Source organism: Rhizobium freirei PRF 81, assembly GCF_000359745.1.
In the GTDB taxonomy this organism is placed as follows: Bacteria; Pseudomonadota; Alphaproteobacteria; order Rhizobiales; family Rhizobiaceae; genus Rhizobium; species Rhizobium freirei.
This window is the reverse complement of sequence record NZ_AQHN01000083.1, coordinates 95,139-109,824: the sequence shown is the minus strand read 5'-3', so window position 1 is coordinate 109,824 and position 14,686 is coordinate 95,139. Positions and strand designations below refer to the sequence as shown.

General features: G+C 59.9%; 16 protein-coding genes. 8 read left to right on the top strand and 8 right to left on the bottom strand.

The genetic code is table 11. The annotated features are described in order from the left end of the window. Window positions 1–36: 36 nt before the first annotated feature. Window positions 37–1,032 carry a GntR family transcriptional regulator gene (locus tag RHSP_RS22735; protein WP_157385409.1) on the bottom strand — a complete coding sequence of 332 codons (996 nt, stop codon included), beginning with the start codon at window positions 1,030–1,032 and terminating at the stop codon, window positions 37–39. A 205-nt stretch (window positions 1,033–1,237) separates the two neighbouring features. Next, entirely contained in the window at window positions 1,238–1,360 is a 123-nt protein-coding gene (locus tag RHSP_RS35875; protein WP_276307842.1) for a hypothetical protein, read from the bottom strand. A gap of 48 nt (window positions 1,361–1,408) precedes the next feature. Here RHSP_RS35875 and RHSP_RS22730 point away from each other — a divergent pair, with 48 nt between their 5' ends. After that, the gene (locus tag RHSP_RS22730; protein ID WP_004123776.1) at window positions 1,409–2,206 is read left to right on the top strand and encodes a creatininase family protein; all 798 of its coding nucleotides are present in this window, start codon (window positions 1,409–1,411) and stop codon (window positions 2,204–2,206) included. On the opposite strand, the gene RHSP_RS22725 is transcribed toward RHSP_RS22730, so the two are convergent. After that, a complete protein-coding gene (locus RHSP_RS22725) occupies window positions 2,194–3,162 on the bottom strand; it encodes a LysR family transcriptional regulator (protein WP_037153883.1) in 969 nt (322 codons plus the stop codon). The two genes, RHSP_RS22730 and RHSP_RS22725, sit on opposite strands and share 13 nt — an antisense overlap. A gap of 184 nt (window positions 3,163–3,346) precedes the next feature. Here RHSP_RS22725 and RHSP_RS22720 point away from each other — a divergent pair, with 184 nt between their 5' ends. The 6 genes from RHSP_RS22720 (at window position 3,347) to RHSP_RS22695 (ending at window position 9,494) form a co-directional block, all read left to right on the top strand. Beyond that, complete coding sequence (locus RHSP_RS22720) at window positions 3,347–4,363, top strand: ABC transporter substrate-binding protein (RefSeq protein WP_004123773.1); 1,017 nt, start codon at window positions 3,347–3,349, stop codon at window positions 4,361–4,363. A gap of 147 nt (window positions 4,364–4,510) precedes the next feature. Continuing rightward, on the top strand, window positions 4,511–5,335 hold the full coding sequence (locus tag RHSP_RS22715; protein ID WP_037153881.1) for an ABC transporter ATP-binding protein: 825 nt from the start codon (window positions 4,511–4,513) through the stop codon (window positions 5,333–5,335). Beyond that, entirely contained in the window at window positions 5,335–6,192 is an 858-nt protein-coding gene (locus RHSP_RS22710) for an ABC transporter permease (protein ID WP_004123768.1), read from the top strand. The genes RHSP_RS22715 and RHSP_RS22710 overlap by 1 nt, the downstream gene beginning before the upstream one ends. Continuing rightward, a complete protein-coding gene (locus RHSP_RS22705) occupies window positions 6,192–7,505 on the top strand; it encodes a cytosine deaminase (protein ID WP_004123766.1) in 1,314 nt (437 codons plus the stop codon). Before RHSP_RS22710 ends, RHSP_RS22705 begins: the two co-directional genes overlap by 1 nt. A 1-nt stretch (window position 7,506) precedes the next feature. Beyond that, window positions 7,507–8,916 (top strand): FAD-binding oxidoreductase, encoded by a 1,410-nt coding sequence (locus RHSP_RS22700; RefSeq protein WP_004123764.1) that lies wholly within the window; start codon window positions 7,507–7,509, stop codon window positions 8,914–8,916. Beyond that, on the top strand, window positions 8,913–9,494 hold the full coding sequence (locus RHSP_RS22695) for an NAD(P)H-dependent oxidoreductase (RefSeq protein WP_004123761.1): 582 nt from the start codon (window positions 8,913–8,915) through the stop codon (window positions 9,492–9,494). The genes RHSP_RS22700 and RHSP_RS22695 overlap by 4 nt, the downstream gene beginning before the upstream one ends. A gap of 215 nt (window positions 9,495–9,709) precedes the next feature. Here the strand turns inward: RHSP_RS22695 and queE are convergent, their stop codons facing one another. The 4 genes from queE to RHSP_RS22675 all read right to left on the bottom strand — a co-directional run bounded on the left by queE (window position 9,710) and on the right by RHSP_RS22675 (window position 12,566). Then, window positions 9,710–10,438, bottom strand: coding sequence for a 7-carboxy-7-deazaguanine synthase QueE (queE, locus tag RHSP_RS22690; protein WP_004123759.1), 729 nt, complete (start codon window positions 10,436–10,438; stop codon window positions 9,710–9,712). Then, window positions 10,435–10,791, bottom strand: a complete 357-nt coding sequence (gene queD, locus RHSP_RS22685) for a 6-carboxytetrahydropterin synthase QueD (protein WP_004123758.1) — start codon at window positions 10,789–10,791, stop codon at window positions 10,435–10,437. The genes queE and queD overlap by 4 nt, the downstream gene beginning before the upstream one ends. Next, the gene (gene queC, locus RHSP_RS22680) at window positions 10,791–11,501 is read right to left on the bottom strand and encodes a 7-cyano-7-deazaguanine synthase QueC (protein ID WP_004123756.1); all 711 of its coding nucleotides are present in this window, start codon (window positions 11,499–11,501) and stop codon (window positions 10,791–10,793) included. Before queC ends, queD begins: the two co-directional genes overlap by 1 nt. Window positions 11,502–11,960: 459 nt before the next feature. After that, complete coding sequence (locus RHSP_RS22675) at window positions 11,961–12,566, bottom strand: Pr6Pr family membrane protein (protein WP_240535494.1); 606 nt, start codon at window positions 12,564–12,566, stop codon at window positions 11,961–11,963. A 37-nt stretch (window positions 12,567–12,603) separates the two neighbouring features. Here RHSP_RS22675 and RHSP_RS35680 point away from each other — a divergent pair, with 37 nt between their 5' ends. Then, window positions 12,604–13,287 (top strand): hypothetical protein, encoded by a 684-nt coding sequence (locus tag RHSP_RS35680; protein WP_240535493.1) that lies wholly within the window; start codon window positions 12,604–12,606, stop codon window positions 13,285–13,287. 389 nt (window positions 13,288–13,676) lie between these two features. On the opposite strand, the gene RHSP_RS22665 is transcribed toward RHSP_RS35680, so the two are convergent. Then, window positions 13,677–14,639 (bottom strand): MBL fold metallo-hydrolase, encoded by a 963-nt coding sequence (locus RHSP_RS22665; RefSeq protein WP_240535492.1) that lies wholly within the window; start codon window positions 14,637–14,639, stop codon window positions 13,677–13,679. Window positions 14,640–14,686: the final 47 nt, after the last annotated feature.

Sequence of the window (14,686 nt, the reverse complement as noted above, 5' to 3'; positions counted from 1 at the left end):
CAAAATCTTGTGGCATTTGCTAATTCCGGAAATAGTCTAGACGATAAAGCTGTATTCGTCCGACTTGTAGTTCTCGCGGATATAGGCGGCGCGCGCCTGCACATTCGGCTGCGAATTGCGGATATGGTCTCGCATGGCTTTTTGCAGCCCATTCTCGTCGCGCTTCTGCACCATCTTGAACACACCCATGTGCTCGGCAAAGAAGGGCTCATATTCCGGCTTTTTGATGCGACTGCCAACGACATGCTTGCTGAGCGTGAGGATGCAGCGGGTCCGCTTCAGGATGTTCAGGAATTCCTTGTTGGGGCAGGCCTGAAGACTGCGCTGATGAAGGTCGAGCTCCAGCTCGTACATCGTCGAGGCCGAGACATCGGGATAGTCGGCAAGTGCCTGCGACAAGCGGGAGAGCATCGCGTCGACATGCTCGGCGGAAAGTCCGCCGAGAGCGCCTGAAAGCGCCACCGGCTCGATCTGCTCACGCACCTCATAAAGGTCACGGATGCGCTGGCTGTCGAGCGGCACGATCGACCAGCGAAAATTGTCATCCTTCTCGGTGATGCCGAGCGTCTCGAGCTTCACAAGCACATCGCGCGCCACCCCACGCCCGACGCCGAAGTGGCGCGCCAACTCGTTTTCATTGATGCGATAACGGCCAAAGAAAGAGCGATGGACGACGATGCGCTCGACATCTTCATAAAGCGCCTGCCAGGCAAACATGGGCCTGTCGCCATCTTCATCAAACAATCTGCCGAGATAATCGCCAAGCTTGACCCGCTTCGGCTGCGCCCCGCCCGCGCCGACAACAAAGCCGCGCCCATCGAACCGCGCGATCAATCCATCATCGAACAGAAGCTGCAGTGCCTGGCGAACCGGCGCCCGGCTGCTGCCGACCAGATCGGCAAGAGCAGCCTCAGTTAACACCAATCCTTCGGGTAAGGTTCCCCCAAGGATCTCGGCCCTCAACCGCAGATGAAGTTCCTCATAGAGGCTGGTCTTGCGTGGGCTGCCGCCCTCTAGCTGTGATACACTCATCTCATCCCATGTTTCGCTTCCGCGGCCATGACCTCTGTGGACAGCATTGCACGAACAACAGGAGTGCAACAGTCCCGAAGCGGCTTCGATATTCGGCAGGACCTCTTCCAGAAAAGGTCGTGTCTGTCAAAAGAAGGAAATATGGCCGCGATGCGCCGTCGACGGGACAAACGCGTGATGCATCCCTTGATTCTGATCCATGACTTTACAGCGCCTCACCGAGCGGCAGGTTTTCAGCCCGCCGCAGCAGCCGTTTTGCGCTTTCACCCCAGGTGCGCACAAAAAGGCAGCGGTGCGGCCGCAAATTGATGCTTTCCACCGTCACCATCCGTGCCGTATCCGTTGAGCCAAGAGACGCTGAGAAGAGGACACGGCGATGGCAAAGCCATTCTATTGGAATGAACTCAACACCTACGATTTCGCCGAGCTCTCGCCCGATACTATGATCGCGATCCTGCCGATCGCCTCGACGGAACAGCACGGCCCGCATCTGCCGATCGCGACGGATGTTGCGATCGCACAAGGCATGCTGGCGGAGCTGAAGGTTCAGCGCCCCGACGATCTCGATATCCTTGTTCTGCCGACACAGGAGATCGGCAAGGCCAACGAACATGTCCATGGCCCGGGCACACTGTCGCTTGGTGCGGAGCTGCTGATCCCTGTCTGGACCACCATCGGCGCGAAGGTGGCCGAAGCCGGTATCCGCAAGATGGTGATCGTCAACTCGCATGGTGGGAACCTCGACATCATGGGCATCGTCGCGCGCGAGCTGCGCGTGCGCTACCAGATGGCGGTCGTTGCCACGCAATGGACGCGTTTCGGTACGCCTGATGGTATGATCGACGAGCACGAGCAGCGCTTCGGCATTCATGGCGGCGATGTCGAGACCTCGCTGATGCTGCATTTCCGGCCCGAGCTCGTGCGGATGGACAAGGCCGAGAATTTCGCCTCCAAGGCGGAATGGATGAAGGAACATTCCAACTATCTGCAGCCGCTACCGCCGCATTCGCTCGCCTGGATCGCCCATGACCTCAATCCGAACGGTGTGGTCGGCAATGCCGCCAACGGCACGGCGGAAAAAGGTGCGCTCATCTGCCGCCACGAGGTTGCCGGCTTCATCGAGATGCTGCGCGATCTGCGGGATTATCCGCTCGCCAACCTCTATTCGAAATAGGCGTCCGGGCGGCGACGTTCCGAAGGCAGAAGGATGTGCCCCTTCGCCTGCAGCTCTTCCACCATTCCGGCCAGTTCGGCGAGCAGATATTCGACGAAAAGGCTGGTGGCGGCATCGAGCGGCGCCCGTGTGCGAGCAACCAGCTTCATCGGCTGAGACCGTGAATGCGGCTCGGCGATCGGCCGGAAGACCAGTTCGCCGCGCCGACAATCGGTAATGACGTCAAGCGGATTGAGCAGCGTCAGCCCCGCCCCGCATTTGACCAGCTGCTTCAGCATTTCCGAGGCATTGCTCTCCAGCACCGGCTCGACCTGCACGGCCAGACGGGCAAGCGTCAGGTTTATGACGTCCCTGAGGCTCGTGCCCGGCTGCGCCAAGAGCAGGCGTTCCTCGACGACGTCAGCGAGGTTGATCGGCCCCGGTCCGATCAGCCGATGGCCGGGCGGCAGCACGACACCGATCGGTATGTCGAAATTGCCGAGCGAGCGCAGGCCCGGCGTCGCCGGAATGTTGAAGCCAAGACCGATATCCACTTCGCCTGACACCACCGGCGCCATCGTCGTCGAGCCGGAATCGTTGCGGAGCTGAATGAAGACGCGCGGATGTTCGGAGAGAAACCGGGCGATGATTTCCGGCAATGGCCCTGAGGCCAGCCCGACCGTCGCGACGATGCGGACCTTGCCGGCCTGCTGCATCTTGAGGCTGCGGATGCGGCCCTCCAGCCGTTCGTAATTCTTCAAGACCTCGCGAATGTGCTCGATGCAGAGCTCACCTGCAGCCGTCAGCCGCAGACCGCGCGGCAAACGCTCGAAGAGCGGCGCTCCCATCTCCTCTTCCAGCGCCAGGATCTGGCGGTTGATGGCCGACGAAGCAACATTGAGCCGCGCTGCCGCCTTGCGGATCGAGCCGCAGCGAGCAATCTCGTTGATGTAAAGAAGTCGTCTCGAGTGCAACATCGACGTTCCTATTGCATAAATTTTATCCAGGTCGCACAATTTAGGCACAGACCCGGGAACAGATGCCGAAAAGGCATCAATGCGCACGAATTTTGATGCTTTTCAAAGCGCAACGCAATCGCTCAAATGCAGGAAATGGGCCTCAACAATGACGTCCCAAGGCAGATAAGGGGAACAGTCAGCCATGTACAATGCATTGAAGACAAAAGCATTTTTCGCCGGGATCGGCCTGGCCGCCGCGATCGTCGCGGCTGAGCCCGCAAATGCGCTCGATAAAGTCACCTATGGCACAAACTGGCTTGCGGAAGCCGAGCACGGCGGCTTCTATCAGGCCATCGCTGACGGCACCTATAAAAAATACGGTCTTGACGTCACCATCGTGCAGGGTGGTCCCAATGCCGCCAATCAGGCGCTGCTCATCTCCGGCAAGCTTGATTTCTACATGGGCGGACCGCAGCAGGAGATCGACGCGGTCAAGCAGGGCATTCCGATCGTGGACGTCGCAGCGATCTTCCAGAAGGACCCGCAGGTTCTGATCGCCCATCCGGATGCCGGCATCGAGGCGTTCGGGGATCTCGCCAAGCTGCCGACGCTCTTCCTGAGCAAGGACGGCTACGTCACCTACTTCGAATGGATGAAGGCGAACTTCGCCGGTTTCAAGGACGAGCAGTTCAAGCCCTATAATTTCAGCGCGGCTCCGTTTCTGGCCGACAAGCAGTCGGCACAACAGGGCTATCTGACCTCGGAACCCTATGAAATCGAAAAGCAGGCCGGCTGGAAGCCGAAGGTCTTCCTGATCGCCGACGCCGGTTATTCGCCCTATTCGACGATGATCACCGCGCAGAAGGCACTGGCCGACAAGAACCCCGATCTCGTGCAGCGCTTCGTCAATGCCTCGATCGAGGGCTGGTACAACTATCTCTACGGCGACAACAAGGCGGCCAACGATCTGATCAAGAAGGACAATCCTGATATGACGGATGGCCAGATCGCCTACTCCATCGCCAAGATGAAGGAATACGGTATCGTGGAGTCCGGCGATGCGCTCGACAAGGGCATCGGCTGCATCACCGACGCGCACTACAAGAAGTTCTTCGACGAGATGGTGCAGATCAAGGTCTTCGATGCCGGCATCGACTATAAGAAGGCCTTCGATACGCAGTTTGTCTGCAAAGGGTTTGGAATGGCCCTGAAGAAGTAAGCCTTAACACCTCCCCCTCGAGGGGGAGGTCGCCGCAAAGCGGCGGGTGGGGGTGATGTTCTCGGATTTGCAAAAGATCACCCCACCCCGGAGCTTCGCTCCGACCCTCCCCCTCAAGGGGAGGGTGAATCAGCAAAGAGCCGAACAATGACCCTATCGGAAACCATCACGACAAACCGAACGGAAGCACGCAGGCGGCCGCTTGTCGTCATGGAGCAGGTCTCCAAAGTCTTTTCCAATGGCACGCTGGCGCTTTCCGGCATGTCGATCCATGTGGAGAGCGGCGAGTTCATCAGCCTGCTCGGCCCGTCCGGCTGCGGTAAGTCGACGGCCTTGCGCATTATTGCCGGCCTCGGCGGCACTTCCGGCGGCAGGATCGACTGGCCGAGTTCGCGCATCAACGCCAAGGGGCTGCCAGAAGGCGATATCAGCTTCGTCTTCCAGGAACCGACGCTGCTTCCCTGGAAGACGGTTTTCGGCAATGTCCATCTACCCTTGAAGCTGCGGGGCGTGTCAAAGGCTGCCGCTCATGAGCAGATCATGGAGACACTGGCGACGGTCGGCCTTCATGATTTTGCCGATGCCTATCCGCGAGAATTGTCCGGCGGCATGAAGATGCGGGTCTCCATCGCTCGCGCGCTGGTGACGAAGCCGAAGTTGCTCCTGATGGATGAGCCCTTTGCCGCGCTCGACGAAATCACCCGCCAGAAGCTGAACGACGACGTCCTGCGCCTCTGGCAGACGACGGGCATCACCGTGATCTTCGTCACGCATTCCGTCTACGAGTCCGCCTATCTCTCCAACCGCATCGTCGTCATGAAGGCGCGGCCAGGTCGCGTTCATACCGACTTTCCATTGGAAACCAGCGGCGAGCGCGACCCGCTCTACCGCTCGTCGGAAGAATACCGGCAGGTTTGCGAGAAAGTGTCCCGTTCCCTGATCGAGGCCATCGGCTGGCCGGAGGCCCATTGATGAGCGACAGCACCAGCCTGCCAGTCGACCTTTCCGCCAAGGCCTCCGAGGCACCGTTAGCGCCGGCAAGAAATACCGAGCGCGTCCTTGGCATCACCGTGCCGGTCCTGACCGTCCTCCTGCTGCTCGTCCTCTGGCAGTTTCTCGTCGTTGTCGCCGAAATTCCGCAGTATATCCTGCCGAGCCCGATTGCCGTCGCCAAGGCGCTCGTTTCCGACTGGGGCATCCTCTTGCCGGCTCTGTGGGTGACGACGCAGATCACCTTCATATCGCTGATCCTGGCGCTGATCGGCGGCGTCGGTTTTGCCATCTTCCTCGTGCAGTCCCGCTGGATCGAGCTTGCCTTCTATCCGCTGGCCGTCATCCTGCAGGTGACGCCGATCGTCGCCATCGCGCCGCTGATCCTGATCTACGCGCCAACGCGCGAGGCCGCGCTTCTGATCTGCGGCTTCCTCGTCGCCTTCTTTCCGATCCTGTCGAACATGGTGCAGGGATTGAAGAGCGTCGACCACAACCTGCTCAATCTCTTCGATCTCTATGGCGCCTCGCGTTGGCAGGCATTGCTGCATCTGAAGCTGCCGGCTGCCCAGCCCTATTTCATGACGGGACTTCGGATCGGCGGCGGCCTGTCGCTGATCGCATCGGTCGTCGCCGAATTTGCCGCTGGCTCCGGCGGCCCCAATTCCGGCCTGGCTTTCCGCCTGCTCGAAGCGCAGTACCGCCAGAACATGCCGCGCCTCTTTGCGGCGCTCCTGCTCCTGTCCGCGCTCGGCGTCGCAATCTTCGCCTTCACCTCCTTCATCTCATGGCTGAGCCTGCATCGCTGGCATGAAAGCAGCCTCAAGCGGGAGAACTGATGTCCCACGCCTTCATGTCGCCGCCGAATGCCGCCCGCTTCGTGCTCAGCCATGCCACCGTCCCCGCCGTAACCTTGTCCGGCTTTCGCGCTCCCGCCAGCGAGGGTCTTGTCAAAGCCGATATCCTCGTGGCCGACGGCCTTGTCAGCGACATCGTCGCCCCCGGCACTGCGCCCGTCGAATATGCCAAAGTCGACATGAGGGACGGCATGATCTGGCCGACCTTCGCCGACATGCACACCCATCTCGACAAGGGCCACATATGGGAGCGGCGCCCCAACCCGGATGGCAGCTTCATGGGCGCGCTCGATGCCGTGCGCTCCGACCGCGAGGCCAACTGGTCGGCCGATGACGTGCGCAAGCGCATGGAATTCTCTCTGCGGTCTGCCTATGCCCATGGCACCGGCCTGATCCGCACCCATCTCGATTCGCTCGCCCCGCAACACCGCATTTCCTTCGAAGTATTCACCTCGGTTCGCGAGGCCTGGAAAGACAGGATCGCGCTGCAGGCCGTCGCCCTGTTTCCGTTCGACAGCATGGTGGACGAGGCCTTCTTTACCGACCTGCTCCGCGTCGTTCGCAACGCCGGCGGCCTGATGGGCGGCGTCACGCAGCTGAACCCGGACATCGGCGCGCAGCTCGACAAGCTCATCCGCGCCGCTGCCGACAATGGCCTCGACATCGACCTGCATGTCGACGAAACCGAGGACCGGGAAGTGCTGACGCTGAAGGCGATCGCCGAAGCCGTGCTTCGCAATGGCTATGAGGGCAAGGTGACCGCCGGCCATTGCTGCTCACTCGCCCGACAGGACGAGGACGTCGCCCGTGCCACCATCGACCTCGTCGCCAGGGCCGGGATCTCCATCGTCTCGCTGCCGATGTGCAACATGTATCTGCAGGACCGCCATTCCGGCCGCACGCCGCGCTGGCGCGGCGTCACCCTCCTGCATGAGCTTGCCGCCGCCGGCGTGCCGACCGCCGTTGCCTCCGACAATACCCGCGACCCATTCTATGCCTATGGCGATCTCGATCCGGTCGAGGTGTTCCGCGAGGCCGTGCGCATCCTGCATCTCGACCATCCGCTGGATACGGCGGCACGGGTCGTCACCACCTCGCCCGCAGCCATTCTCGGCCGTCCGGATATCGGGCGTATCGCCGTCGGCAGCCCGGCCGATCTCGTGCTCTTCAGCGCAAGGCGCTGGAGCGAATTCCTCTCCCGTCCGCAGTCAGACCGCGTCGTCCTTCGCAAGGGCAAGGTGATCGACCGCAGCCTGCCGGACTATCGTGAACTCGACAGCGTCATTGGAGCGTAAAATGCCGGATTATCAGCGCATCAAGAAAGAACTCGAAGGCATTGCCGTCGAAGACAATCCGGCGCTCGTGCGCCAGAAAAGCCGGGACTTCTATTGGTACTCGCCGATCCTGAAAGCCCAGTTCGAAAATGTGACGGCCGATCTCGTGGTTACCCCCAAAACCGAGGAGGAGGTAATCCGCACGCTGAAAGTCGCCTATGCGCATGACGTGCCTGTCACGCCGCGCGGCGCCGGCACCGGCAATTACGGCCAGGCCATGCCGCTCTCCGGCGGCATCGTGCTCAACCTCGCCGCGATGAACGGGATCAAGGAAATCCATCCCGGCCGCGTCATCTGCGAACCCGGCATCGTCATTGCCGAACTCGACCGCCAGGCCAAGGCTCATTCGGGCCAGGAACTGCGCTTCCATCCTTCGACGGCGCAGACCGCCACGATCGGCGGCTTCATTGCCGGCGGCTCGGGCGGCGTCGGTTCGATTACCTGGGGTGGCCTGCGCGATCTAGGCAACATACTGCGTCTGCGCGTCGTGACGATGGAAGCCGAGCCGCGCGTTCTCGATCTCACCGGCTGGGACCTCACCAAGGTCAGCCATGCCTATGGCACCAACGGCATTATTACCGAGATCGAAATGCCGCTCGCACCGGCCTATGATTGGGTCGATGTGCTGGTCGGTTACGACGATTTCATGGATGCCGTGCGGTTTTCCGACGCGCTTGCCAAATGCAACGGCATTCTGGTCAAGGAAATCGCGCCGATCGCCGCTCCCATTCCGCAAGACTATTTCACCCGCCACAAGCCCTTTATCCGTCAGGGGCAATCGATCGTGGCGTTGATGATCGCGCCGCATTCGATGGATCCTTTCCTTGCCTTCACCATGCAGCAGAAGGGCGAAATCACCTTCCGCTCCGATAAAATGGAGAGCATGAAGGGCATCCCGCACGCCTATGAGCTCGCCTGGAACCATACGACGCTGCGCGCCATCAAGGTCGATCCGTCGATCACCTATCTGCAGGTCCAGTATCCGGGGCCGGATCATGTCGCCAAGGTCCGGAAAATGGTGGAGATCTTCGGCGACGAGGTGCCCGGCCATCTCGAATTCATCAAGTTTGACGGTCAGATTCAGTGCTCGGGCCTGCCGCTGGTGCGCTACACGTCCGAAGCGCGGCTTGAGGAGATCATCAGGATCCATCAGGATCACGGCTGCCCGATCTTCAATCCGCATCGCTATACGCTGGAGGAAGGCGGCATGAAGCAGACGGATGCCGTGCAGCTCGCCTTCAAGAGGGAGACAGATCCGAAGGGTCTGCTCAATCCCGGCAAGATGATCGCCTGGGACGATCCGAATTTCGATTTCAAATCCGGCAAGAATTACCTCTTTCCGGGCCTTGCGGCACTGATGGAGGCGTCATGAAGGTTCTCGTCCTTCATTCCCATCCGGTCGAAGAAAGCTATGGAGCCGCGCTGCACCGGCAAGCCATCGAGAGCCTGAAGAGCGCCGGCCACGAGGTCGACGATTGCAACCTTTACGCCGAAGGCTTCGATCCCGTGCTTTCGCGCCACGACCGCGTGATCTACCACGACTTTCCGGAAAACACCGAGGCCGTAAAACCCTATGTCGAGCGGCTGCAGCGCACGGAAGCCCTGGTCATCGTGACACCGATCTGGAATTTCGGCTTTCCGGCCATTCTCAAGGGCTATTTCGACCGGGTCTGGCTCCCAGGCGTTTCGTTCGAACTCGTCGACGGCAAGGTGCGCTCCAAGCTGCAGCACATCCGCAAGCTCGGCGCGGTCTTGACCTATGGCGCCGACCCATTCCGCGCCTTTATCGCCGGCAATCCGCCGAAAAAGATCGTCAAGCGCGTCCTGCGGGCGCAGATCAAGCCTTTCGCCCCGGTCGTCTTCCTCGCGCACTACGACATGAACCGGTCGACCGACGAGACAAGAGGTCGCTTTCTTGCAAAGGTGAAGGCAGAGATGGCTCGGTTCTAGAGCCGCTCCAGCAAAACTGCGAAGCGGCTTTGCGTTAAGAATTTCAAGAAAACAAAGAGATAGAGCAATTCCTTGATTCCATTTCAAACGGAAATGCTCTGGACTGCTCCGGCAGTGCCTATGCCGGCTCACACTATCGGCGCCGAGCATCAGGACCGAGCAGGACTATGAACCTTGCGTTCCCGAATAAGAACGAGGCGACCAGTAGCAACTGCTCAGACGCCGCGCTTGTTGCCCCAGATAAGGACATGCAATTGCGGCAGCACTCGCGCCTCAAACCATCTGTCATCGCTGACCTTATCGACCAACCAGCGCATGCGTTCGACGATACCGTCGATGTCGACAAGAGCGTCGTCGGCGTCGGCTGGCGGCGGCGTGTGGTTGCCGGGCTGCAGATAGAGAGGCAGACTAGGATAGCGCGACGCGGCTTCCTGCGCGTAGGCATAGTCGAGATCGTCGAACACGACGATCTTCAGCGCGATCTGCGGCTTGCCGCCTGCCATGCACAAACAGTCTTCAAAAACCGCCCAATCCGTCATCATGCCGCTTGAGGGCGGCTTCGGGCTCAGCACCAGCACATCAAGTTCGGCGAACCATTCCTTGGCCACGCTCCCCTGCGTTTCCAGCGCGAACCGGTAGCCTTCCGCATGACCGCGCGCGATCAGCGGACCGAGAGGCTGGATCGCGGGATTGCCACCCGAGAGCGAAATCGTCAGCGGCTTGCCGCCCGAGAGCCGTGTCACCTCTTGCCAGATCTGGTCGACCGACATCGGCTGCCATTGATCGCGATAGTCGCTGTCGACTGCATGCAGCGTATCGCACCAGGAGCAGCGATAATCGCAGCCGCCGGTGCGCACGAAAATCGTCGGAAGGCCGATCAGTATCCCCTCGCCCTGGATCGTCGGCCCAAAGATCTCGCTGATGCGGATGCGCGCTTCGCTCATGGCCGGTATTCCGCCCATGTCTTCGGCGTCTCGCTGACACGCACCGCCGACGTCTCCGGCAAGTGCGCCTTGCACCAGTCATAGAAATGCTTGGCAAGATATTCCGACGTGACGCGATCGTGGCCGAGAACATCATTGAGATGACGATGGTCGAACTCGTCATCGATGTAGCGCTTCAGCGGCTGAAGCTCATGATAGTCCCGCACAAAACCATTCTCATCGAGTTCGGCCGCCGAAAGCTCCACCACGACGATGTAATTGTGCCCATGCAGGCGCGCGCATTGATGATCGTCGGGAAGATGCGAGAGCTGATGGGATGCGGAGAAATGAAACTCCTTGGTGATGCGGAACATCACTTCACCTCCGCGGCGGAAAAGCCCGATGTCGCCGATCTCCAGAAATCGGGATCCTCGTATTCGGTGGGATCTTCGATGCCGGCGAGATGGAAGGCTTCGCGGCGCTCGACGCAGGTGCCGCAACGGCCGCAATGACGCTCACCGCCCTTGTAGCAGGACCAGGTTTCGGCAAAGGGTGTGCGATGCTTCGCGCCGTCGGCAACGATATCGGCCTTCGAGATCGTCACATACGGCGCATAGAGCGAAACGCTGGCATAGCCTTCGAGCGCATGGTTCTGCATCTGCTGGAAGGCGGCGATGAAGCCGGGCCGGCAATCCGGGTAGATAAAATGATCGCCGCCATGAACGGCGACGGCAACAGCATCCGCCTTCTGGGCAGCCGCAAGCCCGAAGGCGATCGCCAGCATGATCGCGTTGCGGTTGGGGACGACCGTCGCCTTCATGGTTTCTTCGGCATAGTGTCCGTCCGGCACATCGACATTGTCAGTAAGCGCCGACCCGGTCAGATGCTTGCCGATCGCGGTGATGTCGATGATCTGATGCGGCACGCTGAGACGCTTGGCGCAGGCGGCAGCAAATTCCAGCTCTTTGCGATGCCTTTGGCCATAGTCGAAGGAGACGAGCCCGATAAGCCGATGCTCGGCTGCGACCTTATGGGCGAGCGAAACGGAGTCCAATCCGCCGGAGCAGATGACGATAGTCTTCATAATACAGGATCCCTTGTTTTGACCGGGTGGGCTGCGACCGGATTTCATGGCTCTCAGAAGCCAAGGCAGGCTCCCTAGCAGCAGAAATCGGAGGAAACAAGGCATGCATCCACTTTATTTCATGGCAACACGCCGGCAGAGCGAGATGGAAGGGCTGCATGTTGAAGGATCGACCGTCGAGGAGCCGGTCACGGATGATTGGGATTTACACCCGCATTAGACTCCGATGCGCATTCGGCCGGAGTCCGTCTGAGCCCAAGCATTTCCGTTTAAAATGGAGTCGAAGAAATGCTTCTATCTCTTTGTTTTCACGCAATTTTGATAAAATAGCTTCGCGCTTTCTGCCGGAATTGCCTCAAGTGACGCCTGCAGCGTCGATATCCCTTTCCCCGGTCAGGCCGTCCATGTGCCGATCCACCTTACCAAGAAATCCCGATCTATGATTACACCGCAAGCTCGCTAAGCCGGCGGCGCCCGCAAACCAAACCTTGCCGCAACACGATCAAGCAGAATGATCGTTCCTCCTAGCGCCAGGAATAACACGCCCAGGAAGGCCATATTGATCAGAACGGCCTGCAGGCCAATGTCGCGCACGTCCAAAAAGGGATAGGGGTAAAAGCGCGATAAATAACCGTGCACGAGCGAATATATCGAGTAGAGCGCGGGAAACAACAGCCACCAGATCGCATCGCGCCAGGCAAGCCTGTTGCGCTCGACAAGGAACAGCCAATCCACTACGGCCAATAAAGGGACGCAGTAGTGGAGTATCTGATCGCCCCGCAGCTGCCAGCCGCTCGGATGCCAGACATCCTTTAGCAGCCACGCATAGATGCAGCCCGCGACCCCTACATATATGAGCAGGGCCGTCTTCGTTGAGGAACGGCCGGCCCATCGCCCAAATGCCGACGACGGTGCGATTTCCGCCGACAACAGCGCAACGGCAAACAGAATGTTCGCCTGGATTGTAAAGTAGCTGAGAAAATTCGTCGTCAACTTCAGTCGCGAGACATGCGCTGCCGGAGAAATGGCAACATATGATATGACAACACCTGACAGCGCCAGCAACGCGATCGCCCAGCGGTAAAGGCGGACTGAAGCTCTCATGGACATCGTGGACTCGCAAAACTCTGAGGCGACCGAACGGTCCGCGAAAGGCAAATGGCCTACGTGGATCGTGCCGGTCAAATCGGCAGAGCCTGTCTGTAGCGCATCAACTCCAAAATCGGAATCTATTTTCAGCTTGATGACTGGAGATCACCGAGCGCCGAAGCGCAAAGCCACTCAAAATGAGCCTCTGCGTTCCCGGCAAAAGATGCGATGTATGCTTCATACCAAAACCGCCCATACGATTTTCTCAAGGATCAAAATGCGCCGCTTTCTGCTTTCCTCTTTCCTGACGATCCTCACCGCATCAGCAGCATCCGCCCAACAAGCGGATCACTATACAGCGACGAGCAATACAGCCATGAGCATCACCGGTGATGTCTGGCTGGACGATTTCAGCATCAAATTCGAAAATGGCGAGGTGCTCGAATTCTCCGATCTCGTCGCCGATCATTTCAACGTCGATGGTCAAACGGTGCCGGCATCGGTCTATCGCGTCAAAGAACCCGCCGATCCGGAACTGCAGAATGGCAACCAGCTCTGCGGTTCGGGCGACGTCACCTTCGTCGCATCGTGGGCGGGTGGATCGGAAACGACGGCAATTGCCGTCTTCACCAGCAGGCGCGCGCCCAGAAGCAGCGCTGAAATGTGCGCGCTTTATACCTATGAGGACCCCAAATAAGGTTCGGTCAGACAACGCTAAGGCTGCGGCGAGGTTTACCTGGCTGTCGGGACGGATTGAGCAGGCGTCAGTCTGATTGGGCCTTGCCGATATCAATCTTGTCGCCACTACGTGGCCACGAGATCGGGGAAGCTTGAGTGCGGCTACCCTCTTCAGGCGGCAACCTCCCTGGCAGATCGGGCGCCGCAGCCACGCCTTGGCATTCGAAGTCTTCCTACGCAAAGCAGCCCGGCTACGGCATGGGCTAGGCCGTGAATCCATAAATCTGCCGGGCGGGCGGCTTGCCAGAGTCCACTATGCACCGATAGCAACCAAATTCTGCAGCGCAGCTGAATGACGCGAAGGGCCAGGAGCTGAAGTCGAGGCCTCACGTTTGGAATGCTCACGCGTCAGATTGCGAATATCTTTCCGACGGCCAAGGGTGCCACGATGCTGTCACCATAGGCGTTCGCGAGGGCATTCACCGCCCGCCAGCCCGTGCAATGGCCCGGCGCGATCAAGGTAAGACCGAACGTTCCGATGTCGCGCACGGATTCGGCAATGATCTTCTCGTTGCCGCCCGCCAAGTGGAAGCCGCCAGCAACAGCATAGAGCGGGATCGCCGGGAAACTGGACTGCGCATGTTTGAGAACGTTGATGATACCTGCGTGCGAGCAGGCCGTGAGCACGACAATGCCTTTGCCGCCCACGTGAACGGCCAGAAAGCGCTCGTCCATGATGAGCGGATCATCTTCCCAAGATTGGCCGTCCTCGCTCCGCCGCTTGTGGCCGGGGAACCCCTTCTCGTAGCTCGTCATGCGGGGAATCTCGCCGCTGACTAGAAACATATCGTCGAGCAGGACTTGCGCCTCAGTCGTGACGACCGGAACGGCTCCCTTCGCAACGAGATCGTCCGGCGAGGGGATCTCGCGGATGGGAAGTAATCCGCCGCCCGTGAGCGGCAAGGCGCGCTGGCGGAACATGCCGGGGTGCAAATAGCAGGGAATCGCGCGGCCGCCGTTTGCTTTGGTGATGAGGTCAAACGCAATCGGCAGCCCGCCGGCGTGGTCCCAGTGCCCGTGCGAGAGCACCACAGCATCGATGCTGGCGAAGTCGATGCCCAGCCGGGTCCCATTATATTCGACCGCGAACTCCACCGGACCGGCATCGAACAGAACGACGCGGCACGCCGCGCCGCGAAACGCTTTGACGACGACCGCCAAGCCGTGATTCGCACAACATTGGCAGCGGCCGGACAATTGCCGCATGCCCGCCCGCATAAGTGCCGTCCACTCAAGCGTGACATTCGGCGGGGCCGTGGACAAGCTATCGGTCAGATTGTCGATCAGGATCTGAAATTCCAACCGATCCACGGGCTGCAAAGTGGGCATGGGCGGTTTCCCTCATTCGGCCGCACGAG